Source organism: Kosmotoga pacifica (assembly GCF_001027025.1).
GTDB classification, from domain to species: Bacteria; Thermotogota; Thermotogae; order Petrotogales; family Kosmotogaceae; genus Kosmotoga_B; species Kosmotoga_B pacifica.
This window is the reverse complement of record NZ_CP011232.1, coordinates 1276972-1300046: the sequence shown is the minus strand read 5'-3', so window position 1 is coordinate 1300046 and position 23075 is coordinate 1276972. Positions and strand designations below refer to the sequence as shown.

The following is a 23075-nucleotide window of genomic DNA, read 5'->3' as shown; positions in this document are numbered from 1 at the left end:
TCTCGATATTCTCTTTGAGCCAGAGCATTTTTCTATGATAGAATCTACTCGAGGGATAAAAAATGGGGAAAATCCTTGTTATTGATGATGATAGAACCATCAGAATGTTGTTAAAATTGATTCTCAATAAAGCCGGACATACCGTTATGGAGGCTCCCGATGCAAAAGTGGGATACGACATCGCGGAGCTCGAATCACCGGATCTGATTCTTCTGGATCTGATGTTGCCGGATATGAACGGCTTGAAACTTCTCAGTGATCTCAAAAAAAGCGATACTCTGAGCAAAATCCCCATAATTGTCCTCACTGGATCTACCGATCAGGAAAACAAACTCAGCGCTCTCAGGAACGGTGCGGTTGATTTCATAACTAAACCCTTCTTACACGAAGAGGTACTTTTGAGGGTGAACACACAATTAAAGCTTCACAATCTGATAAATTCCCTGGAAAACGCCGTCAGTATCCTCGAGAAAGACCTTATTGCAGCATCCAGAATTCAGAAATCTCTGGTTCCTTCTACACCACCCGAGGGATATTTCGACAGCATATACTGGATATACGAGCCTTCCTATAAAGTCGGAGGGGACATTTTCGATATCCTTGTTCTTGATGAAAAAAGAGTTATGATTTATCTTGCCGATATCGCAGGTCATGGAGTAAATGCCGCCATGCTTTCAGTAATTGTTCACAGGTTCATTGAGGACTACTTGAACAATCATCCAAATTTTGAACTCAATGAGTTCATGCTTGAGCTCGAAAAGAATTTTAAGTTTGAATATTTTGAACTATTTTTCACGATCACCGCAATGGTCTTTGATTTCTCCAGTAAAACAGTAGAAATATCTAACGCGGGACATCCGGCACCTTTTTTGCTGCTGGAAGAAGCACTGGAATTGAAAGAACCTTCGGAAAGCGTCATAGGTATAGGCATGTTGAGGGGACTCACGGGGATTTACAAACTTACCCCTGGTACAAGGTTTTTTCTGTATACAGATGGCGTCACCGAAGCAACAAACAGCAAAGGAGAGATCTACGGCACGGAAAGATTCAAAAAAAGCCTTGTTGAGAGCAGAAACTTGAGTTTGAAAGAACAGGTACACAGAGCTTATGAACTTCTTAAATCATTCAGGGAATCAGAGGAATTTGATGATGATATCTCAATCATTGGTATAAAAATATGACAGAGGTGGTTGCGTTGTTTGAGCTTGAAATGATCGATGGGGTATACGCTGTAATAAGGTTGAAAGAATCCATGAGAATAACCGGGGAAAACTCTATGAACTTTAGGGAGTGGCTTTTAAAACAAAATTTTGAAAACTCCAAAGCGGTGCTTTTCGATGCAGATAATCTGGTTTTTGTTGACAGTATGGGGATAGCTTCTTTCATTGCGCTGTATAAAAAACTGAACCAAAAGCAAATTCCCATTATCATGTGTGGCCTTTCGCCAGACATCAAGAATCTGTTCATAATGCTCAAACTGGACACACTATTTGAAATTGAATGTTCCTCCGTTTTTGAAGTGATCGAGAAACTCAGGAGTTGATTGTATGGTTAAAGAAATAGTTGTTCAGGAAAAGAGGATAACAGCGCTTACTGACGAAAGTTTTTTTGAGAACATATTCAATTTTGCAGGTGAAGGTGAAGTCCTTGCGTTAAACCTCAAAAATGTAGAAATGATCGACTCATCAGGCATTGCCCGGATACTCTCATTACGAAAGAAGCTCGAAAGCAAAGACTCTGAATTGGCTATAGTATCTCCATCACCTTATGTAAAAAAGGTGCTCCTCATTCTCGGGATCAACAGGGCCATAAAAGTGGTGGAGAACATTAGTCAGCTGATGGTGGAACCACATGAAGGATAAGATGGCATTTCGGGTAAACGCAAGTTTAAGAGAAATTGATTGGCTTTCATCAAAGGTATATGAAAAGCTAGTTCCGCTTGTAGGAAGGGAGAAAGCTTTTAAGACCGGACTGCTAATCATTGAAGCATGTACCAATATTGTGAAATACGGTTATCATTATAGAGAAGGGGATATCGATGTTGAAATCGGTATTGATCAAAAAGATGTTGAACTTACGATATCCGATTCTGGAAAGCCTTTTAATCCCCTCGAAAAAAGCCTACCTGATTTTTCTAGAGTGGAAGAATTTCAAGATGGTGGTATGGGAATTTATTTAATCAGGTCTCTATCGAAGGAAGTTTCGTATAGATACGAAGATGGGAAGAACCATCTCAAACTCTCCATCTAACTCAGTTCCACAGCTTCTTTTTTAGTTTCTTCAACTCTTCCACTCTGGAAAGAAGGAGATCAATTTTCCCTGCTTTCGCAAACTCTTCTATTTCAAGCCCTAACTCGGATATTTCTTCAACAGAGTACATAGTACCTGAACCTTTAAGGCTGTGCCCTTCTCTGGCGATAGCTTCAAAGTCTTTATCTTCCAATTTTTTTAGTATATAATCGATTCTTTCTTCGATAAATTTGCCGTATTCTTGAAACATCGTGGAAGCCTCTTCTAAAGAAAGTCCCATTTTTCTGGCAAACCTGGTTATCCTATCACTACTGTATCCATGGAGACCACCATTTTTTTCGATTTTTTCGTCTGGGTGGTTACTTTCGTCCGGCATGAGAAACCTATACACAGTGTCAAGGATCTCTTTGCGTTTTACCGGCTTTCCAAGATACCCGTTACAACCAGCTTTCAACGCTTTTTCTTCGTCTCCCCTCATGGTATGAGCTGTGAGGGCAATAATTGGGATCTTGATTCCCAGTTCTCTTATCTTTCTGGTTGCGGTATATCCATCCATTACCGGCATCTGCATATCCATAAATACGATATCGAAGATTCCATTTTTAACCTTCTCAATAGCGACCTTCCCGTTCTCGGCAACTTCGACCATATGTCCTGCTTTTTCCAGTACTTTCTTAAACAACAACCGATTTGCTTCGTTGTCTTCCACAACAAGGATTCTTGCTTTTCTTTCAAATAAAGCCTTTCTTGATTTCTCAACAACGTTGTAAATTCTATTGATAAGCCTGTCTTCCAATACAGGTTTGGTGATTATATGGCTTTCGAACTCTGGGTAAGATTTCTCATTCTCTGCGAGGATGATGAATGGTACGTTCAACTCACCAAGAAGCTCCTTTGCTCGTTCTTTATTATCGATAGTGCAAATATCGAGAATCACAAGAGAAAAGTTTTGATTGTTCAATAAAAGTTTTGCCAGTTCAAGATCATTGGTATATCTGTACTTTATCCCATGTCTTGTGAAGGTAGATCCAAAGTTTTCAAGCAATTCATTGTCTTGTGTAACCAAAAGCAAAAAGGGAGAATCTTCTTCAATATTCATCTGTTCCCTGCTGTCGACAATTGTGGGGATTTCCTTTTTAAACCTCACAGTGACTTCTGTTCCACTGCCGGGTTCACTCTTGATAAAGAGCCGACCTCCAAGCAATTCCACGAGTCGTTTTGTGATCGTCAGTCCAAGGCCTGTTCCACCATATTTTCTCGACATCGTTCCATCGAGCTGTGTAAAAGGTTCAAATATCCGTTCAAGATCCTTTGCAGGTATTCCGATACCTGTGTCCTTTACAACAAAATCGACAGCCTCCACCCTATCTACGGCCCTTATCGTAACATATCCTTTTTCGGTGAATTTGATGGAATTTGAAATGAGATTAGTTAGGATCTGTCGTATTCTGAACTCATCTCCCAACAGATACTCCGGAAGTGATTCGTCGGCGTTGTAGGCCAAGTGCAACTCTTTTGATGAAGCAAGGGGAATGTAAGTCTCGACGAGATCCTTCAACAGTTCCCTCGGGCTGTATGGGACTTTTATTATCTCAAACTTACCCGACTCGATTTTCGAAAGATCCAGGACATCGTTAATGAGATTGAGGAGATGCTCACCACTCTTGTAAATGGTTGATAGATATTTCCTCTTTTCAGTATTCGTTTCGTCTGACATCAAAAGTTCTGTGAAACCAAGAATAGCGTTCATCGGTGTTCGCATTTCATGGGACATATTCGCGAGGAATTCCGACTTCATCCTGTTCGCCTGCTGAGCCTCTTTGGAAGCCTTCTTTAATTGCTCGTTTGAAAGCCGTAATTTTTCTAATGTGTTTTTAATAAATTCCATAGTTTCGTTGAGCTCCTGAGCTATTATCTGCAGTTCATCGCGTGATTTGAGGTTCACCTTTTTGAATTTTCCCTGTTTGATAGATTCGAATCCCTCGATAATGCTTTTCAATGCCCTGGAAATATAGGCATTTAAAGTTGTAGAAAAGATGTAGGAAAAAAGCAGAACACCTGCTGTCACAATGAACATCATATAAGCAAATCGTTTCTGAAAAATAGTCAGTAACTTTTGTGACTGTAGAATATAAACCTCGGCTCCAACGAGATCTACCTTGTCAACAAGATAGTTTTCTCCGGGCAGCAAACGATCAATCCAGTTATTAGTGGAATCATAACCTACAGGCCTCTCATTACTGTTTTCATATAGCTTCTTGACCACTGGTGGGTATATTTCGAGCTCTTTGAACTCCTCAGGAATAATGTAAAAACCATCTTTGTAGATAAATACAAGGGCATCTTTTCCGAGGGAGTTGGACAACTCTTCCACGATATCAGGACCGATTTTACTCGCTATCAAGAATTTTCTTTCGCCGTATTCAGCTATATAAAGATAAAAGAGTTCTCCATTATGAGCGTAAAATGTATTGTTCAACTTTTCAAGCGATTCATAATCGAGTGGAAAGTTAACATCGTTTTTATATGTAACCGTACCTTTAGACCGATATTCTATTAGAAGCTGAATTCCAGGAAGCAGACGGCCATTCTCTAAGAAAAATTGAAGATTGTCTCTCAACGACTTTTTGTAGTCGATAAACCAACTGTATATATCCTGCTTCTTAGCTTCAAGATAGTTTGTGTATTCTTCCCGTGATGCTTTCATGAAAGAGAGAAATGTGAAAACCCCTATGAAAACCAGAACAAACAAAATAAACAGAAAGAACTGTACAGAAACCTTTCTGCTGAGTTTTCTCATCAAAAACCTCCTCTAAACGAATTTTACCATTTTTTGTACGTCTGATACGAAAAACACACTCTTCCTCCCGCCCTCTATTCTGTCACGCTGAAGTGTAGCGAGGGATTTGATATACTATTACAGTAACACGATAAAGCTCAACGGGATTGGAGGTACTATTGTGAAAACAAAAATCTTGCTTGACAGTACGAGTGATATACCTCATGACTGGCTTGATAAACTGGACGTTACGCTCATCCCTCTCCATCTCACCTGGCCTGATGGAGTGCAAGAAGATGACGATTCACGGGATATTTCTGATATAAAAGATTTCTGGAATCGCCTTGAGAAAAGCGACAAACTGCCAACTTCTTCCCAGCCTTCACCTGGAGAAATACGTAATTTCTACGAGAAAGCTCTAAAAGAAGGGTATGAAGAAATCCTCGTACTCTGCATCTCCACCAATATGTCTGGCACTTACAATACAGCAAAGTTGGTTGCTGAAGAATTTGATATTCCAATATATGTAGTCGACACAAAAAACGCGAGTTCTATAAATGCCCTTGCTGCAAAACGCGCACGCGAACTGTTGAATGAAGGGAAGAGTGTAGAAGAAGTTGGAAAAATCATCGAAAAAGAAATCGCTGAAGAAAAGTTCCAGGCAATTTTCTATGTTTCCAGATTCGACTATCTTGTTAAAGGAGGTAGAGTCTCGAAATTTCAGGGTTTTGTGGGAAACCTTCTCAGCATTAACGTCGGACTTTACATTGAGCACAATACAGGCGCTATGATCCCTTTTAAAAAGGTGAGAGGGGAAAAGAAGGCCCGGACTATGCTCATAAACAAAGCTCTTGAAGAAGTACCAGAAGGTTCAACAGTGGACATCATACTCGTTCATGCTGACAATGAAGATAGTTTAGCCTCGTTGCGTAAACTCCTTGAAGCGACTTATAACGTTCGCGAAATAACTACTTCTTTCATGGGAAAAGTCATATCTACACATGTAGGCCCAGGAACAGCCGGATTTGCACTGTACAAGGTGAAGTGATCAAAGTGATCAACAGCAGAGAGCTGAAAAGGTTTTTAATACTTGCTTTCACTGATTATTTGTTGATATATGGCTCCTATGCTCTTGGGATGTACTTCAGGTACGGTATTTTCAGTCTGAATGAACCTGAGTTTTTTCAAAATGGGGCTTTTTTCAGCTTCTTTATTCTTCTGTCATTAATACTCAACGGGACGTATAGAGTATCCTGGAGTTATGCAAACTTCCAGGATTTCTGGATAATTCTCAGAGGTACTTTTTTGGGATATGTGGTTGGATTTTTCTTTGGCAGGGCTATCTTATTGCTAAACATCAAAATTTTCACCGTACCTCTAACCGTCTCGACCATGACCTTCATCGGATCTACTCTGCTGATCATATGGTCCAGAATTTTCTGGTTGACATACCTTTTCTTAAAAATCGATAGAGAAGGTGGATCAAAGGACAGATTATTAATCATAGGTGCCGGTGATGCTGGAACAGCTCTGGCCGATGAGATAATGCGAAACCCATCATACGGAAGAATAATCGGCTTTTTGGACGACTCTCCGAGAAAACAGAAAAAACGAATACACGGTCTCCCTGTCCTTGGCTCTTCAGAGTCGGTTATGGAGCTGGTAGAAAAGTACGATATTACCCGGATAATAATCGCTATTCCCTCCGCCACATCTGAAGAAATAAGACGCATAATGTCTCTTATAGACCTGAAAAAAGTCAGAGTACAGACTCTCCCGGGACTGGCAGAGCTTATGAACAAAAAAGCTAACCTTGGTTATCTGAGGGAGATCAGTGTCGATGATCTTCTGGGCAGAGAAGCTGTTTCGGTGGACAGGGAAAAGATAAGAGGGTTCATTACTGAGAAAAAAGTCCTCGTAACCGGTGCAGGTGGGAGTATAGGAAGTGAACTGTGCAGGCAAATTGCCGGACTTTCACCTTCAGAACTTTTCCTGCTCGGGAAGGGTGAAAACAGCGTATATGAAATAGAAGAGGAGTTGAAAGACGCCTACCCTGAGCTGAAAATCCATAGAATAATAGCCGATATCCAGGACGAAACAAGGATGGAATACTTATTTTCTGTATTGAAACCGCAATTGGTCTTTCACGCTGCGGCTCATAAACACGTCCCGATTATGGAGGAAAATCCTACAGAAGCCTTCCGGGTGAATACCCTCGGTACTTACACAGTAGCAAAACTCGCAGAGAAATACGGAACGGAAGCGATGGTCATGATCTCCACAGACAAAGCCGTGAATCCTTCTTCCATTATGGGCGTTTCAAAAAGACTGGCAGAAGAAGTTCTGAGGGCTATGTCTGAGAATTCAAAAACCAAGTTCGCAATGGTGAGGTTTGGAAACGTCCTCGGTAGTCGAGGGAGTGTTGTGCCAAAATTCAAGAAACAGATCCAATCAGGAGGTCCTATTACGGTGACGGACCCACGAATGACACGTTATTTTATGACGATACCTGAAGCCGTTTCTCTGGTGCTTCAGGCAGGGGCTTTCGGTTCTAAAGGCGAGGTATTTGTTCTTGATATGGGGAAACCTATAAAAGTCTCGGACCTTGCAAGGGATATGATCACCTTAGCAGGATACGTGCCCGATCAAGAAATAGAAATAAAGTATACAGGGATAAGACCTGGCGAAAAGTTGTTCGAAAGGCTTTCATTGGAAGGAGAAGAATTTGAGAAGACTTCTCACCCAAAAATCTTCAAGCTGAAATCAAAGAAAACCCTATCTCACGAATCACTGGGAAATCTGGTAAACAGGATTAAAAATGCGATAAACAACAGTGATTTTGAAGAGCTTAACCATATCATAGAAGAATTCGTTCCTGACGCCACTGCGCGTATCAAAAGGGCCATCCCGGAACTTAGAAAAGAAGGAGAGTCTACGAAATGAGTCTATATATTGACTTTGTCACGAAATATCCGTTTCTTTCTGCGATAATCCAGTTCGCCATTCTAGGCACTTTAGGAGAAATAGTCGCCACAAAAATATCCGGAAGAGAAAAATTAAGAGGGCCATCTTTACTGTACAAAGCATTGATATGGGCATTTCTGGCTATCCCTATCAAGATTGCCTTCATCGGGTTTGAAGGTTTTGTTGTGGCATTGATACTTCACGGACTACTCCCTGAAAGTGCTTCTTCCGGTTTATGGAACGCATTTTCAAGGTCTGTGACTATGAATCTCCAGTTTGGGCCTTTTCTTGTGCTCTTGCACAGAGCTCTGGACAACCTTTTCTCAGGAGAAAGCAATTGGAGGAATATAGACAAGTCCCTGTATTCTTTGCTTTGGTTCTGGATTCCAGCACATACTGTAACCTTTATGCTACCCCGAGAATACCAGATCGGCATGGCTGCGCTATGGTCGTTTTCGCTTGGACTGATCTTATCGTATTTCGCGAAATCGAAAAAGGGAAGTGAAGAAAATGTTCGTCCCTCTGTCTAAACCTTTTATCACAGACGATGAGATAGCAACCACTATTGAAGTGCTGAAATCAGGCGTACTTTCCATCGGTGAAAAGGTGAAAGCTTTCGAAATGGCTATCGCAACTTTCGTTGGTTCCAAGTACGCTGTCGCCGTTAACAGCGGCACGAGCGCCCTCCACCTTATTTTGAAAGCACTTGGTTTTAGTAGACAACAAAAGTTGTTGTCCTCTGCTTTCACCTTCATATCCTCCGCAAACGTAGCCTTATATGAAGGGGGCATCCCTATCTTCGCAGATATCGACAAAAATACCCTGAATATCTCTCCGGAAACATTACAGGAAGCGATAGAAAAGTACTCCAGAAAAGGACTAAGAACCAATACAATTAACCTCAAGCCTTTCATACCCGAATTTTTGATGGGGGTCGACATTTTTGGTCATCCTATGGACTGGGACGGCATAATGGAGATATGCAATAGATTTAACATTAAAGTCGTTGAAGACTCCTGTGAGGCATTAGGAAGTGAATACAAAGGAAAAAAGGCTGGTACTTTTGGGCAGGCAGGAGCTTTTGCCTTCTATCCAAACAAACAGATAACTACCGGTGAAGGTGGAGTGATCGTAACGGACGACTCAGAGCTTGCTAAACTTACAAGGAGTATGCGAAATCAGGGAAGGGGAGAGGCAGAAGAATGGTTGGAACATGTGCGTATAGGTTACAATTATCGCCTTGATGAGCTTTCAGCTGCTATCGGGCTGGAGCAGATGAAAAAGATAGAGGAAATCCTCTCAAAGCGTTCAACTGCCGCTACTTATTACACTTCGCTTTTCGAAAAGATTGATGGTATAGAACCTCCTCACATAGAAGGGTATTCTACAAAGATTGGCTGGTTCGTCTATGTTGTCAGACTCGCACCTTCGGTAGACAGGGAAAAAGTGATGGACTATTTAAAGGAGAATGGCATCCAGAGTCGCGACTATTTCAAACCTGTACACCTGCAACCATTTTACAGGAAGACTTTTGGTTACAGCGAGGGCTTCCTGCCCGTCACCGAAGAAATTTCAAAGAGAACGTTAGCCATACCTTTTTACACCTCTATAACGAGAGAAGAACAGGAATATGTTGTCTATCACTTGTCTAAAGCCGTAGAAAGCTTTGGAGGGTAAATGGTTCCATGACATATGTCTACAGTTTCATAATTTCAATGGTATTGATGTATATTTCGATAAAGCTGGGAATAACTTTTAACCTTCTCGATAAGCCGAAAGGTGTCCTCAAACCCCACGAAAAACCCATTCCTTTCACCGGCGGATTGGGAATTTTTTTATCCATTCTTGGAATTGCCTTGTTTTTCGACAGGGAACTGGTGAAATATCTTCCTGTACTTTCACTTTTATGGTTCCTGGGATTTTCTGACGATGTAAAAGGACTTCCACCTCTTTTACGGCTTGTAGCAGAACTGGCTATTGGTTTTTTGTTCTCTTTTTGGTATAGTGGATACTCTTTTATGTTGTCGATATTTCTTGCGTTCGCTTTTGCAGTGATGATAAACGCCTTCAATATGGTTGATGGAATGGATGGGGTGTGTGGCGGGGTAAGCCTTGTGATTGCATTTGCACTTTCGCTTTTGCCAGGTCTAGAAATTTTCCGCTGGATTATATTGGTTGTAGGTGCATTTCTGGTTTTTAACATAGCGCCCGCAAAAGTTTTTCTAGGAGATGAAGGCTCTTACTTGTTAGGAGGGATCTTCGGGATAGCACTTATTAAGTCCTTTGGTACCGGAGAAGGGTGGAACGTTCTCGGTATCCTATGGTTACCTCTTCTTGACCTTGTTGTAGGATTTTTTAGGAGACTTTTAAACGGGAAATCTCCCTTTGAAGGCGATAGAGATCATTTCTACGACAAATTAAAGAAACTCTATATGAAAAACACCAGAGCCATCATGCTGACTTCTATGGCTCTGGCTTCTCTCTATGCCTTCCCTTCACTCCTTCTGGGCAAGGTCTTTTTGATAATCTATATTCTGTTGCTTTCCACGATTCAAATCACTGTGTTGAGGTCTTTTGAAATCACTTGAACCAGCGTATCTTGAATAACGCAAAACCAAAAATAACGGCTATTACACCAGAAACGCCCATGGTTAAATAAAACGCATAAGGCGATTCCTGTAAAGGCAGAGCTATATTCATACCGTATATGGACGCCGTTAGCATAGGAATCTGAAGTACAAGGGTCACAATGGTGAGGATCTTCATCACAACGTTCAGGTTGTTAGAAATGACGGAAGCGAAGGCGTCCATCATGCCACTGAGTATATCACTGTATATCCGTGCCATCTCGATAGCCTGTCGATTCTCGATGATGATATCTTCGAAGAGTTCTTCATCTTCCTCATAAAGGGTCAGAATGTTGGCGCGTTTAAGTTTTTCAAACATGAGTTCATTAGACCTTAATGACGTTGTGAAATAAACAAGAGATTTTTCGAGATTCAACATCGCTACAAGCTCTTTGTTCCTGGTTGAACGATGAAGTTCGTTTTCAATATCATTTGATCTCTTTCTTATATCTTTCAAATATCGCAAATAATAAACGGTGCCCCTGTCAAATATTCTCAATAGAAACCTGAAACGTTTTTTCGTGGAAAAGTCTTTCACTTTTTTGTTTAAAAAATCATTGAGTATTTCATTTCCGTGATCTGAAATGGTGATTATCGCCTCTGGAGTTATCGCAATGCCTAATGGAAGAGTTTTAAAAGGGACCTCAGGATCATCCGCATCAAAAAAAGGAATTTTTGTGATTATATAAATGATGTCTTCATCTTGCTCGAACCTGGCCCTTTCTTCTGGGTCAAGGGCATCATAGATGAAATCTTCATCGATACCAAGTTCCTTCAGTTTAATGACGTCGTTCTCATCAGGCTTAATGCTGTTGACCCAGCATTTCGGAATATAGCTCTCGATTTCTTTTAACTCGTTCTTCTCCGTTATATAATACCTTATCATTTGCTCCACTCCTTCCGTTTTTAAAAATTCTTTTTGAATGTTCCTGCAAGCTGAAACTGAGGAGGGTGGAGCAGCCTTTCAAAAGTAAATTTATGGCGGTAAATCGCCCTCGCTACTGTATAATTCCATGAAATCACCTCCTTTTTTGGATTATAGCATAATAAAGGCTATTAAGCTTTTGGCTCCCGGTGACCTATAATTGTAACGGAGGTGAAATGAATGAAATGGATCGACATAAGAAGCGATACTGTTACCAAACCAACGGAAGAGATGCGCCTGGCAATGTATAGAGCCGAGGTGGGGGATGATGTTTATGGAGACGACCCAACCGTGAACCGGCTTGAAGAGCTTGCCGCCGAAATGATGGGTAAAGAGGCTGCTCTTTTTGTGCCATCCGGTACATTTGGAAACCAACTTGCTATATTAACACACACTGATATGGGAAATGAAGTTATCATTCCGGATTCGAACCATATCTTCATACATGAAGTGGGAGCATCGGCAGTTATCGCTTCAGTACAGCTTCGCACTCTGGAGAGTCCTGATGGCATGCCTGAATTAGGAAGAATTGAAAGTGCCATCAGATCCAACGATGTACACTTCCCTGAGACTGGTCTTATCTGCATGGAGAATGCACATTCTTCTGGTCGTGTTCTGCCACTGGAGTACCTGAAGTCTGTCAAAGCCCTTGCGGGTAGATATTCAGTTCCTGTCCATCTGGACGGTGCAAGGATCTTCAATGCGGCTATAACTTTAGGAGTAAAAGCAAAAGAAATAGCTGCAACGGCAGACTCTGTAATGTTCTGTTTGTCGAAAGGATTGGCTGCTCCGGTGGGCTCAATATTGGCTGGGTCTAAGAAGTTTATCGAAAAAGCACGTAAAGGAAGAAAACTAATGGGTGGTGGAATGAGGCAAGTCGGAATACTCGCCGCAGCGGGCATAGTCGCCCTTGAAAAGATGGTTGACCGTTTAGAAGAAGACCATCGAAATGCGAGATTATTGGCTGAATTATTGAGTGAAATAAAGGGGCTCAAAGTACTCGAAGATAGGCTGGACATAAATATGGTCTTCTTCACCCTGGAGTTTCCAGAGCCACAGGTTGTGGTTGAAGAAATGAAAAAACGGGGCATCAAAATTAATCCTCCGGAAGGAAAGGAATATCGCTTCGTGACAAATAATGATGTTACAACAAAGGACATTCACAGAGTGGTGACAGTTCTTAAAGAAATTGTAGAAGACTTTAGTTGAGTTAACATTAATAATCCATTGTTTACGCTAGTTTAATGAAGTATTATGTAAGTGAAGCGGTTAAGCTTCTATGAACTGTGTCTCTAAATGTGCACAAAAGAAGTATAATTGTAGCGTAAAAATTTCTAGGAGAGTGAGAAGTCTTGGCGAGAGTATTGGTAACTACAGCTAGAATGATGTATTCGCTAGATACCATCAGAATTTTGCACCGTGATGGTCATGAGGTATACGCTGCTGATAGCGTCAGGATGAGTGCCGGGCTTTATTCGCGTTATGTTAAGAAATATTTCATTCATCCACCTATAAGTGAAAAATCCGATGAGTTCATCGATTTTCTTCTCAAGGTCGTGGACGAGTACAAGATTGACGTTATAATTCCTGGTTTTGAAGATGCTTTTGTTATGTCATATTATCTTGACAGGTTTGAGGGTAAAGCTAAATTGCTGTTATCAGATTATTCAAAGCTTGCTTTTCTTCATGATAAGTACAGTGTCTCAAAACTCGCAGAAAGTCTCGGCATTCCATCGCCGAGAACTGTTTTGTTGAAGGATTTTGATCAGTCAAGCTGGTTGTTTCCGGTAGTGATAAAACCAAGAAGAAATAGGGGAGCCATAGGAATAAAGGTGCTTAACTCCATTGATGAGCTGAAAAAAGTTGCTTCAACAGTTAATGCAGAGGAGTACATGGTTCAGCAACTTCTACCCAAGGTGCAGTTCTGCACCACCGGTATTGCTTATAATGGACAACTCATGGGAAATGTCATTTACAGGAATATTCGTGAATATCCAGAGGATGGTGGTTTTGGGACTTACAGACTAACATATGATATCCCTGAGATTGATGACTATGTTGAAAAGATTGTTAGGGAGTTAAATTATACTGGTTATATCTGTACCGATTTTCTCTATGATGAAAAGAGTAACATGTACTACATAACAGATATTAATCCCAGAATGAGTCCTGGTGTGTATGTTGCCTATGCAGCGGGTCTCAATTTACCAAAAATGTATGTTGACCTTCTGGAGAAACCTGAAATGGTCCATCCACAGAAACCTAAGATAGGAGTAGGCTCTTACACTTCACCTCTCGAATTGGGTTGGTTTTTAGCCGTTTTGTTTAAAGGGAAGTTCAAGAAACTGAAGGGCTTTTTTAAGAGGGATAAGGGTATGCTCGATGACGTCTGGGATATCAGAGATCCCCTTCCCTTCTTTGTGATGTTTGGTTCTATGCTCTTTTCGGCTGTTGTAGGACCTCTTGTAGGTGGTCAGCAGGAGTCCTATTATTTAGGCTGTTTGTATGAAAGAAAGTACTTTTCCGATACAGTAGCTCTTGAAGAACTCCAGAGAAAATATCGAGCTGTTTGAATAGTTCATGCTTTTTGATGAAGGCGCCCGATGGGCGCTTTATTATTTGTTATGTTCTTCTTATTAGTAATAATATATAGATGTTCATAACTATGTTCATAACTTACGTACCCCGCAACAGATACTGACTACAATACATGTTCATAACTTTTGAGTTATGAACATGCTATGTTCATAACTTCCAAAACCAGCTTCCCTAAAGGATTGTGCCAATGTTCATAACTTTTAATTTTGGAATCCCTTTGTTAGTAGTGAACTCAGAGGATTTTCTACTTTGTGAAATAATTGATTCGGAAAGCTAATGTTCATAACTCGGTACATACGTATACCTTGTTCTTTGAAATTCTTTACTAGAAAAGATTTAAAGCGGAAAAGTTATGAACATTGTTGTAAGGCCCTGTGAAAGGACATTCTGGTAAAAACTACTGAGTTATGAACATGGCCATGTTCATAACTCACTGAAAATGTAGATAACTCAGAAATGATTTTTCCGATTTTGGAACTAGATTTCAAAAAAACGTGCTGTCTTTTTTAAAATAGAATACTTATAAATAATCGAGGTCAAATGACCTGTGGGTAACCAGTGAAGTTCTCCATTTGGGAAAGCTTTGTACAGCTCGAGGGTTGATTTTCGTGGGATAAAAATATCGAAAAGGGCACCAAACATAAGCACAGATTGCTTTACAAATGGGGCGAAAGTTAGAGGGTCATATTCAAAGCAAGAAATCGGGGCACTGCTAAGTTTCACCCGGGGACTGTCCAGTGTTTTCATGAATTTTGGGTAGTCTTCATAATGATATTTCCAGCACTTTTCAACATCACAGCTCCCATCCTCTTCGTATTTTATCCTCAAAACTTTTGTTGCGAAGCTCTTCCAGGTTATATGGTAGAAGTTTCCACCTGTTACAACAAGAGAAAGCTTTTTCACTTCTTTAGACAATGCGGCGGTTATAGTCGCAATAAATCCACCAAAGCTGTATCCCATAAGAAAAACAGGAGTTTTAATGTCTTTAAGGTACTCTATACAGGTAAGAGCATCCACAACGGCATTTTCAAACCTATCCCGGAGTTTATCGCTCTCAGTTTCCATGAAAAGTTCACCCGATCTGTATCCGGTCGGTGTCCGCGAAAAATGATAGGGAAGTACCATCAATGCTCCATTTAAGGAAAAGTCTGGAAAATGCTTTGCAAACCATCTCAGATACTTCAGGTTTTTTTGTCCCGTACCATGAATGAAAAGTACGGTACCCTTTGCTTGTGAAGCGGAATAGAATTCCATAAAGATGTTGTTGTTCTCAGGATATTTTGAAGGGAAATTTGATTTCAAAATCAACTCTGTACCGCCATCAATACGTCTTTCGCCCAAAACAAGAGGGCTTCTTGTGAATCTTAATGCGAAAATATCTTTATGTTCACTTTCCACAAAGCATCACTCCTGTTGTATAATTCGTTATGCAAACTATTTCCCGGGTGATTTTATGACGACACTATCTGTTATTATAGGTATTTCAGCGATGATCGTATCGTTGCGCTATTTAAAAGATATCACGATTTCTCTCCTCATAGCAATCGTGGCCATAGGCACGATATCGTTAATAAAGCCTATGATGTACTATGATGCCTTCGTTAAAGAGATATCAGACTGGAATTTCTGGAAGGTAATGATAACTATTTTTTCCATCTATCTTCTGGGGGAAACATTGAACCGAAGTGGTGATGCTGCCAAATTTACTTCGGCCATCGGAGATATATTCACTGCTCCGAGGGTCGCCATTTCCCTTATGCCAGCTACCATAGGGTTACTCCCTATGCCAGGAGGAGCCATGTTTTCAGCTCCAATGGTCAAAGAAATGGCACTTAAGGATCGAAATATCACGTCTGAAGATGCTATGGTAACTAACTACTGGTTCAGACACTCTATGGAATATTTCTGGCCTTTGTATCCGGCGATCGTGATCGCTTCAGGCATGGCGAACACCCCTTTGAAGAGTTTAGTCACAGGAATGCTGCCGGCTGGAATCATGGCTATTGTAGCAGGTTATCTGTACATGGTTAGAATGCGACCTGTAGTTAAGTTATCCCTTAGTGCCCTGAAAGAATTGTTTCTATCTTCATGGCCGATTGTAGTTGTCATAATATTTGTCATCCTGAACCAGCCGGGATGGCTTGTGGTGCTTACGACCTCTCTGGTATATTTATTAACAAAGAAAGATAAACTGAAAATTCTCAAAAGCTCTTTCAAATGGAAGACATTTCTTCTCCTGTCCGCTGTCTTTTTTTTCAAAGCTTTTGTGGAAACATCTCATATTCCAGAAGGTATGGCTAGCGAATTACTGTCGTGGTCTGTACCAACGATTCTGGTAATCATTGCTCTGCCTTTTATCATGGGACTAATGACGGGTGTCACGCAGGCTTCTGTGGGTTTGAGTTTTCCACTTCTGATGAGTCTTGTTGCGACAAAGGCAATGTTTCCGACAGCTTTGCTCGCCTACGCTTTTGCTGTTGCCGGTGTCTTGCTTTCTCCGGTGCATCTCTGTGTTGCCCTCACTACACAGTACTTCTCTGTGAGTTATACGACAATGGTGAAGAGGATAACGGTTCCTTTAGCCCTTGCGACCGCAGTAACGTTCATTACATACCTCTTTATCACTAAACTCTAAGAATCCACCAATTATATAGGGGGAAGCTTCACCTATTCTGATTACTGCTTTTAACTTTTCAATTAAAAGAATCTCAGCATTTTCTGCAGCTTTCTGCAATGATTGGAGTTAACAGTGCAAGATTATGTTTCTGATGATATTTTATTCTCCTTTTCAAGCGAAAATTCTTTGAGGACATCGTGGAATTCGTGAAAAGCATCCTTTTTCGGTATCTTTCCGGCATATCGCACTTCTACGTAGATCTCCGTCAGCGTTTGCAAATACTTTGATTCGAGATCGTACCTTATAAGCTCGTATGGTGTTAAGTGATGAAGATTGGGAAAGTACTTTCGCCTTAACCACCAGTAAGCGCTCAGTATATAATCTTTTGAAAACTTCAGTTCCGGAAACCTATCAAGGGGAAGTAGCTCGACCTCTTCAGGTATTGCTTCGACTTCTTCCGTAGTACTCTCGGTAACGGTCTTTTTCATTAGCTTCAAAAGGAATACCCCGGTCAGCAAAACAATCCCGGAAGCCGCAATCAAAAGTATCCACTCAATATCTATCCTCAGGGAGTTATCGAATTTCCTTGTTAGACCTGTGAATGAAGTTGCTTCTGCTGTAGAAACGCTCCGGGCAATCTTTCCGGGAATTATAACTCCTGTTTCCGCCCCGGCATCCACTATTTTCTCCTCGCTCTGGTTTAGAAACATGAACACCGAAATGGATATTGCTATAAACATTACAAAAACCGCCGTGCTAAAGAAAATGACTTTAAGGTAACCGTTAAAAGCCTTCACTTTGATCATCATGAGTATCATTGAAAACGCACCTAGTAGCAGGAGGATATTCAACAAAAAATCAGGCATGAACAACATTTTCCCTGGTACGCTTTCTCCTGTTTCGGTGGTATTGAATAGGTCGAGCTCACCTAAAGATCTGCCAGCAGGTATCGATCCTTCTAGTGAACTGGCCGATGGGGTTTGTTGCTGCTCGGTGCTTCTTAATGTAAACTGGTTTGCAATTCCCAACTCAAGCTTGCTGGCTGATAGAAAAACTATTACGATCAGCAGTGGAAATACTGTCATAAAGATCATTGGGACTCTGATGTTTCTTGTAAAAAGCCAGAGCAGCACTATGAAAGCAAAAACGATAGCATCTGTAGTATCACTAACTCCTCCTGCAGAGATGGCTACCCCAAGAGTTATTAGACCAATCGTCGCTGTCCAGACTTCGGTTGAAAGCGAAAGCAGTATAGCTGCATATACGATGAAGAAGTACAGTGAACTCCCAAAATCGAGGCGCTGCGTGCCCATGGACACGAATATGGTAAAGAAAAGCAGGAAAGGTAGCATTACGAAAGGAGTGCAACCGGCTCTGATCCTGGTAGAGTACAGCATTAGTAACACGACAATGAGAACAATAGCAGTGCCGATAAAGCCGAAATCTCTTGCTGAAACATAGACCACCGTCGCGGAGGCATAGAGAAATGAGAGCAGGTTACTTAACTTCTTCAATTTCCATTGCCACCTCCTGAAGAGACTGGTTGTCTTTAACAATCCGGACGAGTATCTGTTCTTTTTCGAGCAGAGTTGCCTTTTCTTTCAAGCGTTTCATGTCCTGTGGTAGTAGCTCGAAGGATCTTCCAGCTTTATAACGCGGATCTCTGAACCCGTAAGGCATCACCAGTACGAGTTCCCTCGCGCATTTTGATTTAGCTTTCAGCAGGACAGGCAGTATTGAATCCGTTAGATAAAGAGAAAACACCACGAGTGTGGTTGAAGGTGTGAGTTTTTCAATGTCTTTGAAGAGAACGTCGGAGAGTTCTACTCCTTTGTCCGTTCCTTCAGCAAGAGCCAACAATTCCACTATCTCTACCCAGCTTTCTTTGCTGTATTCAGTCCTGAGTATTTTATCTCCAACGACGACCAGTTCGATCCTGTTTCCCCTCTCATAGCTCCAGCGAATCAAAGAAGATGCAGCCAGCACCGCTTGCTCTTCATAATTTCTCCTCATCTGCGACCACACAGTTCGCGCGAAGACTTCTTTCGTAAGATTAAGGTCCAGATAGAGAATTGTTTTGCTGATTGCGGTGTAGTTAAACTCTTTTGTGTAAAGCTCTCGCATCTTGGCTGATATTTTCCAGTGAATGCGGTTCATCGGGTCTGAAGCGTACCGTCTTATTCCTTTCAGATGCGTTGGATCTTCGAGCAGTTTGAAATCACTTTTCGAACCAGTAAGAAGTTCCCTGAGCATCAAGGGGAAGCTCTCAAATTCCATGAGCCTTGGGAGGATGAGCACTTCTTCTGGGCTTGAGAAGACCGCCCAGTGCCTGAAAAAACCGAGGGGATCTTTGTATGCGATTGAACAGCTCGAGATATCCTTTTTCCCGCGGCGGGAGAAAATCAATTCGGTATCGAACTGTAGCGTCTGACCGGGTTTTAGCGTGATTTTTCGCGTCTTCAGGCTGGAACTGCTGGTAGCCTCCTCTATTAGTGGTACAAACTCCACGCTCGTATTACCCGGGAAAGAGTTTTCAATGGAATATCTCACTTTTAGTGGCTGGTCGGTGAACGCCCTGTTTCTGCTTGATTGCCTCTCAATAGTGAGTCTTTTCAAAAAATATCTACTGAGGAAATATTCTGTCCACAATACTGCGGATAGGACAGCGATCGTCAGGGAAAAGACGTTAATCTGAAAAACAAGCCAGATAAAACTCAATAGGGTCAAAAATATCAGGGGCCCGTTACTGGATCTGAAGGATTTTACAGAGAGCTTAGCCATTCCTGATCGGTACCTCTGTTTTGTCTAGAATTTCTCTTATAACCATTTCTTTGGTCTTACGCATGAGTCTGGCTTCAGGTTTGAGAATCACCCTGTGTGCGAGGACTTCCACAGCCACTTCCTTTACATCGTCCGGAACTACAAAATCCCTCCCTTTTAATGCCGCGAGGCCTCTTGAAAGATTCATCAAGGCAATTGAGCCCCTTGGACTTGAACCGAGAGCGAGATCAGGGTGTCTACGTGTTTTCCAGACAAGGTCTGTGATGTATGAAAGTATAGAATCATCGAGATGTATTTGCTTAACCTTTTGCCTGATTTCTCGTAATTCTTCGGCGCTCGATGCTGGTTTGAGTTCAGTGATAGGGTGCTCTGCTTTCATACCATGAAGCATCTGTATTTCCTGTTCCTTTTCCGGATATCCCATGGTCATACATATAGAGAAACGGTCGAGCTGGGCTTCGGGAAGAGGAAATGTACCCTCGAATTCCACAGGGTTCTGCGTTGCAATAACAAAGAACAGATCACTTAGTGTATGGGTCTTTCCATCTATGGTTACCTGCTTTTCTGCCATGGCTTCGAGGAGCGCTGACTGGGTTCTTGGTGTTGTTCTATTCACCTCATCAGCGAGGAGTATGTCTGTGAAAACCGGCCCTTTCCTGAACACGAACTCATTGCTTTTCACATCCAGGATGTTCAAACCCGTTACGTCACTCGGTAAAAGATCCGGGGTACACTGAATTCTTTTGAAATCCAGTCCTAGTGAGAGGGCAAGACTCCTTGCAAGCATCGTTTTACCAACACCCGGCACATCGTTCAACAATACATGGCCTTCGCTTATTATGGCAGCCAGCAGTTTTTCAATGACTTCGTTTTTACCTATTATCACTCTTGATATGTTCTTTATAACCTTGTTACCGAACTCCATTACCTCACGCATCCATTGCCCCCCATTTCATCGACAGGATATTCGAAATCATTATATCACCCTCTGTTATTTGAGTTTGTGAGGTCTTTGGGCTCTTTCGCGTAAATTAAAGAGGTTTTAGTTATAATTGAATCGTGAAAAAGAGCGAAAAGATAGCCTTTGGCTATGGTGACCTCGGGTTAAGTATTTCATGGACGATCGTCGGTTTTTATTTCCTTTATTACCTCACAGATGTGGCACATGTAAATGCCGCTTGGGCGGGATTTGCTATACTGATTGGAAAAATCTGGGATGCTTTCAGCGACCCACTATTTGGAAGTTTCTCCGATAGAACGACTTCTCGCCTTGGCAGGAGACGTCCCTTCATCCTTGGGGCTACTATACCTTATGGTGTTACCTTTGCTTTGCTCTGGAGTGTGCCCCAGTGGTCGCCGGGGTTAAAAATACTCTATTCCACTATTGCTTTCCTTCTGTACACAACCGCCAGTACAGCCTATGCTGTACCTTATAATTCTCTAACCCCCGAACTGGCGAAAACCTATGACGAAAGAACCAGCCTCAACGCTTATCGTATGTTTTTCTCGATTCTTGGAGGTCTGATCGCTGGAGCGGTTCCTGCGTTCATCATTCAGCATTACGACGTTCCTGCGACAGGTTACATTGTTATGGGACTCATCTTTGGTTCTATCGTCGTAAGTTCACCACTGGTAGTCTTTTTATTTGTGAGAGAGCAGAAAAGAGCTATTCGACAAAAGAACACAGGTGCCAGGCTGAGAATTTTTAAAGACATCCTCAGAAACAAACCTTTCATACTCGCCGTTTCTATGTACTTTTTCACATGGACGGGCATCAACGTACTCTCTTCGACTATCATATATTTTGCTACGTATGTTATGAATAGGGAATCTGAGATAGGGCTGCTCATAGGAGTTATGTTCTTGTCTTCCATCTTCTTTCTACCTCTATGGGTTAAAATCTCGAAGAAGCTCGAAAAGCGCAGGGCTTATCAACTGGGAATGCTGGAACTCATGCTTTGTTTGCTCTTCATAGCGTTTTTTGGAGACAAACTGACGAGCTTCTGGTTATATGTTATGGTGGTCGTTACTGGCTTTGGGGTGTCAGCTGCTCATGTCATGCCTTTTTCTATACTGCCAGACGCAATCGAATACGACCGGGTGATTTCAGGTGAAAGGCGCGAGGGCATGTACTACGGACTCACAACGTTCTTCCAGAAACTCGGCACTTCTTTGATGCTCTTCGTTGTGGGTCTGTCTTTAAACACGGTAGGTTATGTGCCTAACGTACCCCAAAAACCTGAAGTGTTGTTGACAATAAGGTTGCTCTTCGGTGGGTTACCGGGATTGATGTTTATCATCGGTATACTACTGATGATACCTTACCCCATCGACAGGGCCTTCCAAAAGAAAATGCTCGAAGAGGGTGAGGTAACTAAATGAAAATTAAACTGATAAAAGTTAGGACGAAAAAGGATATTCGTAATTTCATAAGACTGCCTTATGAGTTATATAAAGATACCCCTCAGTGGATACCACCATTGAACTCCACGATAAAGAGCGTGATTATCAAAGGAGCACCAGTAATGAGTGGAGGACGGGAGTTCTTCCTTGTTATGGATGGTCCTCAGCCTGTGGCAAGGCTCGGTGTTTACGTAAACCGAAACGTGGTGAAACACGGAAATAAGGTGGGATCTTTCACCCTATTCGAAAGTCAGAACGATATCTACGTGGCTGACCTTCTTTTTCATGCAGCTGATAATTGGTTCAAAAAGATGGATATGGAGAGTTACATCGGAACTGATTCACCGACCAATGGCGATGACTACAAAGCCATATTGATAAAAAACTTCGACGATCCGCCCTTTATAAACATGAACTACAACCACCCTTACTATCGGGAACTACTGGAAGAGTTGGGCTTCAGTATGAATGGACATCTTGCCTGCTTCAAATACAACTTTGGCAAACCCATACCTGAAAAAATCGTGAGATTGATAGAACTGGCAAAAAAACGTTATGGCTATGAAGTGATTTCGCCCAACATGAAAAATCTGGAAAAAGTCGCCCGCGATTTAAAAAGAGTAATGGAAAACTCGATTCCTGACGAATGGGTAGGAGTGAGGCCACCCTCCTACGAGGAAATGCTTCAGATTGTCAAAGACATGAAAAAATTCGCCGACCCCGAACTCGTTGCCATCGCCTACCACGGGGACGAACCCATCGGTTTTGCGGCAAGCATCCCAAATTATAACGAAATCCTCAAAGAACTGCGCGGCCGGATTTATCCTTTTGGTTGGTTAAAACTATTCTTGAAGAAAAAGAACATAAAGAGCTTCAGGGCTTTCACTGTCTTTGTGGTCAAGAAATTCCAGGGGAAAGGGGTTTCTTTCGCTATGCACTACCACATAGGGATGAACGCACTGAGAAAAGGCTATGTAATGGCTGAGGGTGGCATCATAGGTTTCGAAAACAAAAAGAGTTTCCAGGACGCACTTGGTGCAGGCGGAGAACTCTACAAAGAATATGCTACGTTCGAGAAAAAATTGTAAAAATCCCTCCTTCGGGAGGGATTTTTTTCACCATAGAGAAAAC

20 protein-coding genes are annotated in these 23075 nt (G+C 41.8%); 14 read left to right on the top strand and 6 right to left on the bottom strand.

Annotation, left to right across the window (positions count from 1 at the left end):
* Positions 1-62: 62 nt before the first annotated feature.
* From IX53_RS06040 to IX53_RS06025, 4 genes are read left to right on the top strand one after another with little or no spacing between them, the layout of a single operon-like run.
* A complete protein-coding gene (locus IX53_RS06040; RefSeq protein ID WP_047754585.1) occupies positions 63-1181 on the top strand; it encodes a PP2C family protein-serine/threonine phosphatase in 1119 nt (372 codons plus the stop codon).
* A gap of 14 nt (positions 1182-1195) precedes the next feature.
* Entirely contained in the window at positions 1196-1543 is a 348-nt protein-coding gene (locus tag IX53_RS06035) for an STAS domain-containing protein (RefSeq protein WP_047754584.1), read from the top strand.
* Positions 1544-1547: 4 nt separating this feature from the next.
* Positions 1548-1862 carry an STAS domain-containing protein gene (locus tag IX53_RS06030; RefSeq protein WP_047754583.1) on the top strand — a complete coding sequence of 105 codons (315 nt, stop codon included), beginning with the start codon at positions 1548-1550 and terminating at the stop codon, positions 1860-1862.
* Positions 1852-2250 carry an ATP-binding protein gene (locus tag IX53_RS06025; RefSeq protein WP_047754582.1) on the top strand — a complete coding sequence of 133 codons (399 nt, stop codon included), beginning with the start codon at positions 1852-1854 and terminating at the stop codon, positions 2248-2250. The genes IX53_RS06030 and IX53_RS06025 overlap by 11 nt, the downstream gene beginning before the upstream one ends.
* 1 nt (position 2251) lies before the next feature.
* Here the strand turns inward: IX53_RS06025 and IX53_RS06020 are convergent, their stop codons facing one another.
* The gene (locus IX53_RS06020) at positions 2252-5050 is read right to left on the bottom strand and encodes a response regulator (RefSeq protein WP_047754581.1); all 2799 of its coding nucleotides are present in this window, start codon (positions 5048-5050) and stop codon (positions 2252-2254) included.
* Between the two features lie 160 nt (positions 5051-5210).
* On the opposite strand from IX53_RS06020, the gene IX53_RS06015 reads away from it, so the two are divergent.
* Genes IX53_RS06015 through IX53_RS05995 form a run of 5 tightly spaced genes read left to right on the top strand, consistent with a single transcriptional unit; the run spans position 5211 to position 10581 of the window.
* Positions 5211-6077 (top strand): DegV family protein, encoded by an 867-nt coding sequence (locus IX53_RS06015; protein WP_047754580.1) that lies wholly within the window; start codon positions 5211-5213, stop codon positions 6075-6077.
* Positions 6074-7972 carry a nucleoside-diphosphate sugar epimerase/dehydratase gene (locus IX53_RS06010; RefSeq protein WP_047754579.1) on the top strand — a complete coding sequence of 633 codons (1899 nt, stop codon included), beginning with the start codon at positions 6074-6076 and terminating at the stop codon, positions 7970-7972. The genes IX53_RS06015 and IX53_RS06010 overlap by 4 nt, the downstream gene beginning before the upstream one ends.
* Positions 7969-8523 (top strand): hypothetical protein, encoded by a 555-nt coding sequence (locus IX53_RS06005; protein WP_047754578.1) that lies wholly within the window; start codon positions 7969-7971, stop codon positions 8521-8523. Before IX53_RS06010 ends, IX53_RS06005 begins: the two co-directional genes overlap by 4 nt.
* The gene (locus IX53_RS06000) at positions 8504-9670 is read left to right on the top strand and encodes a DegT/DnrJ/EryC1/StrS family aminotransferase (RefSeq protein ID WP_047754577.1); all 1167 of its coding nucleotides are present in this window, start codon (positions 8504-8506) and stop codon (positions 9668-9670) included. The genes IX53_RS06005 and IX53_RS06000 overlap by 20 nt, the downstream gene beginning before the upstream one ends.
* 8 nt (positions 9671-9678) lie before the next feature.
* A complete protein-coding gene (locus IX53_RS05995; RefSeq protein ID WP_047754576.1) occupies positions 9679-10581 on the top strand; it encodes a glycosyltransferase family 4 protein in 903 nt (300 codons plus the stop codon).
* Here the strand turns inward: IX53_RS05995 and IX53_RS05990 are convergent.
* Positions 10574-11506 carry a magnesium transporter CorA family protein gene (locus IX53_RS05990; RefSeq protein ID WP_047754575.1) on the bottom strand — a complete coding sequence of 311 codons (933 nt, stop codon included), beginning with the start codon at positions 11504-11506 and terminating at the stop codon, positions 10574-10576. The two genes, IX53_RS05995 and IX53_RS05990, sit on opposite strands and share 8 nt — an antisense overlap.
* Positions 11507-11725: 219 nt before the next feature.
* Between IX53_RS05990 and ltaE the strand changes: the two genes are divergently transcribed.
* Together ltaE and IX53_RS05980 are read left to right on the top strand one after the other, a co-directional pair.
* The gene (gene ltaE, locus IX53_RS05985; RefSeq protein ID WP_047754574.1) at positions 11726-12754 is read left to right on the top strand and encodes a low-specificity L-threonine aldolase; all 1029 of its coding nucleotides are present in this window, start codon (positions 11726-11728) and stop codon (positions 12752-12754) included.
* A 143-nt stretch (positions 12755-12897) separates the two neighbouring features.
* On the top strand, positions 12898-14118 hold the full coding sequence (locus IX53_RS05980; RefSeq protein ID WP_245612690.1) for a carboxylate--amine ligase: 1221 nt from the start codon (positions 12898-12900) through the stop codon (positions 14116-14118).
* A 502-nt stretch (positions 14119-14620) separates the two neighbouring features.
* Here IX53_RS05980 and IX53_RS05975 read toward each other — a convergent pair.
* Entirely contained in the window at positions 14621-15541 is a 921-nt protein-coding gene (locus IX53_RS05975; protein ID WP_047754573.1) for an alpha/beta hydrolase family protein, read from the bottom strand.
* A 55-nt stretch (positions 15542-15596) separates the two neighbouring features.
* Between IX53_RS05975 and IX53_RS05970 the strand changes: the two genes are divergently transcribed.
* Positions 15597-16778, top strand: coding sequence for a DUF401 family protein (locus IX53_RS05970; protein ID WP_047754572.1), 1182 nt, complete (start codon positions 15597-15599; stop codon positions 16776-16778).
* 122 nt (positions 16779-16900) lie between these two features.
* Here IX53_RS05970 and IX53_RS05965 read toward each other — a convergent pair whose 3' ends face one another.
* Genes IX53_RS05965 through IX53_RS05955 form a run of 3 tightly spaced genes read right to left on the bottom strand, consistent with a single transcriptional unit; the run spans position 16901 to position 20478 of the window.
* On the bottom strand, positions 16901-18274 hold the full coding sequence (locus IX53_RS05965; protein WP_047754571.1) for a hypothetical protein: 1374 nt from the start codon (positions 18272-18274) through the stop codon (positions 16901-16903).
* Positions 18258-19541 carry a DUF58 domain-containing protein gene (locus tag IX53_RS05960; protein ID WP_047754570.1) on the bottom strand — a complete coding sequence of 428 codons (1284 nt, stop codon included), beginning with the start codon at positions 19539-19541 and terminating at the stop codon, positions 18258-18260. The genes IX53_RS05965 and IX53_RS05960 overlap by 17 nt, the downstream gene beginning before the upstream one ends.
* A complete protein-coding gene (locus IX53_RS05955; protein ID WP_047754569.1) occupies positions 19534-20478 on the bottom strand; it encodes an AAA family ATPase in 945 nt (314 codons plus the stop codon). The genes IX53_RS05960 and IX53_RS05955 overlap by 8 nt, the downstream gene beginning before the upstream one ends.
* A gap of 122 nt (positions 20479-20600) precedes the next feature.
* On the opposite strand from IX53_RS05955, the gene IX53_RS05950 reads away from it, so the two are divergent.
* Both IX53_RS05950 and IX53_RS05945 read left to right on the top strand, forming a co-directional pair.
* A complete protein-coding gene (locus IX53_RS05950) occupies positions 20601-21923 on the top strand; it encodes an MFS transporter (RefSeq protein ID WP_047754568.1) in 1323 nt (440 codons plus the stop codon).
* The gene (locus tag IX53_RS05945) at positions 21920-23032 is read left to right on the top strand and encodes a hypothetical protein (protein ID WP_047754567.1); all 1113 of its coding nucleotides are present in this window, start codon (positions 21920-21922) and stop codon (positions 23030-23032) included. Before IX53_RS05950 ends, IX53_RS05945 begins: the two co-directional genes overlap by 4 nt.
* Positions 23033-23075: the final 43 nt, after the last annotated feature.

Bases quoted from the DNA above. Each gene is read 5' to 3' on its own strand.
- IX53_RS06025 (WP_047754582.1), top strand. From the start codon at position 1,852: ATGAAGGATAAGATGGCATTTCGGGTAAACGCAAGTTTAAGAGAAATT.
- IX53_RS05970 (WP_047754572.1), top strand. From the start codon at position 15,597: ATGACGACACTATCTGTTATTATAGGTATTTCAGCGATGATCGTATCG.
- IX53_RS06000 (WP_047754577.1), top strand. From the start codon at position 8,504: ATGTTCGTCCCTCTGTCTAAACCTTTTATCACAGACGATGAGATAGCA.
- IX53_RS05995 (WP_047754576.1), top strand. From the start codon at position 9,679: ATGACATATGTCTACAGTTTCATAATTTCAATGGTATTGATGTATATT.
- IX53_RS06005 (WP_047754578.1), top strand. From the start codon at position 7,969: ATGAGTCTATATATTGACTTTGTCACGAAATATCCGTTTCTTTCTGCG.
- IX53_RS05945 (WP_047754567.1), top strand. From the start codon at position 21,920: ATGAAAATTAAACTGATAAAAGTTAGGACGAAAAAGGATATTCGTAAT.
- ltaE (WP_047754574.1), top strand. From the start codon at position 11,726: ATGAAATGGATCGACATAAGAAGCGATACTGTTACCAAACCAACGGAA.
- IX53_RS05990 (WP_047754575.1), bottom strand. From the start codon at position 11,506: ATGATAAGGTATTATATAACGGAGAAGAACGAGTTAAAAGAAATCGAG.
- IX53_RS05960 (WP_047754570.1), bottom strand. From the start codon at position 19,541: ATGGCTAAGCTCTCTGTAAAATCCTTCAGATCCAGTAACGGGCCCCTG.
- IX53_RS05955 (WP_047754569.1), bottom strand. From the start codon at position 20,478: ATGCGTGAGGTAATGGAGTTCGGTAACAAGGTTATAAAGAACATATCA.
- IX53_RS06040 (WP_047754585.1), top strand. From the start codon at position 63: ATGGGGAAAATCCTTGTTATTGATGATGATAGAACCATCAGAATGTTG.
- IX53_RS06030 (WP_047754583.1), top strand. From the start codon at position 1,548: ATGGTTAAAGAAATAGTTGTTCAGGAAAAGAGGATAACAGCGCTTACT.
- IX53_RS06020 (WP_047754581.1), bottom strand. From the start codon at position 5,050: ATGAGAAAACTCAGCAGAAAGGTTTCTGTACAGTTCTTTCTGTTTATT.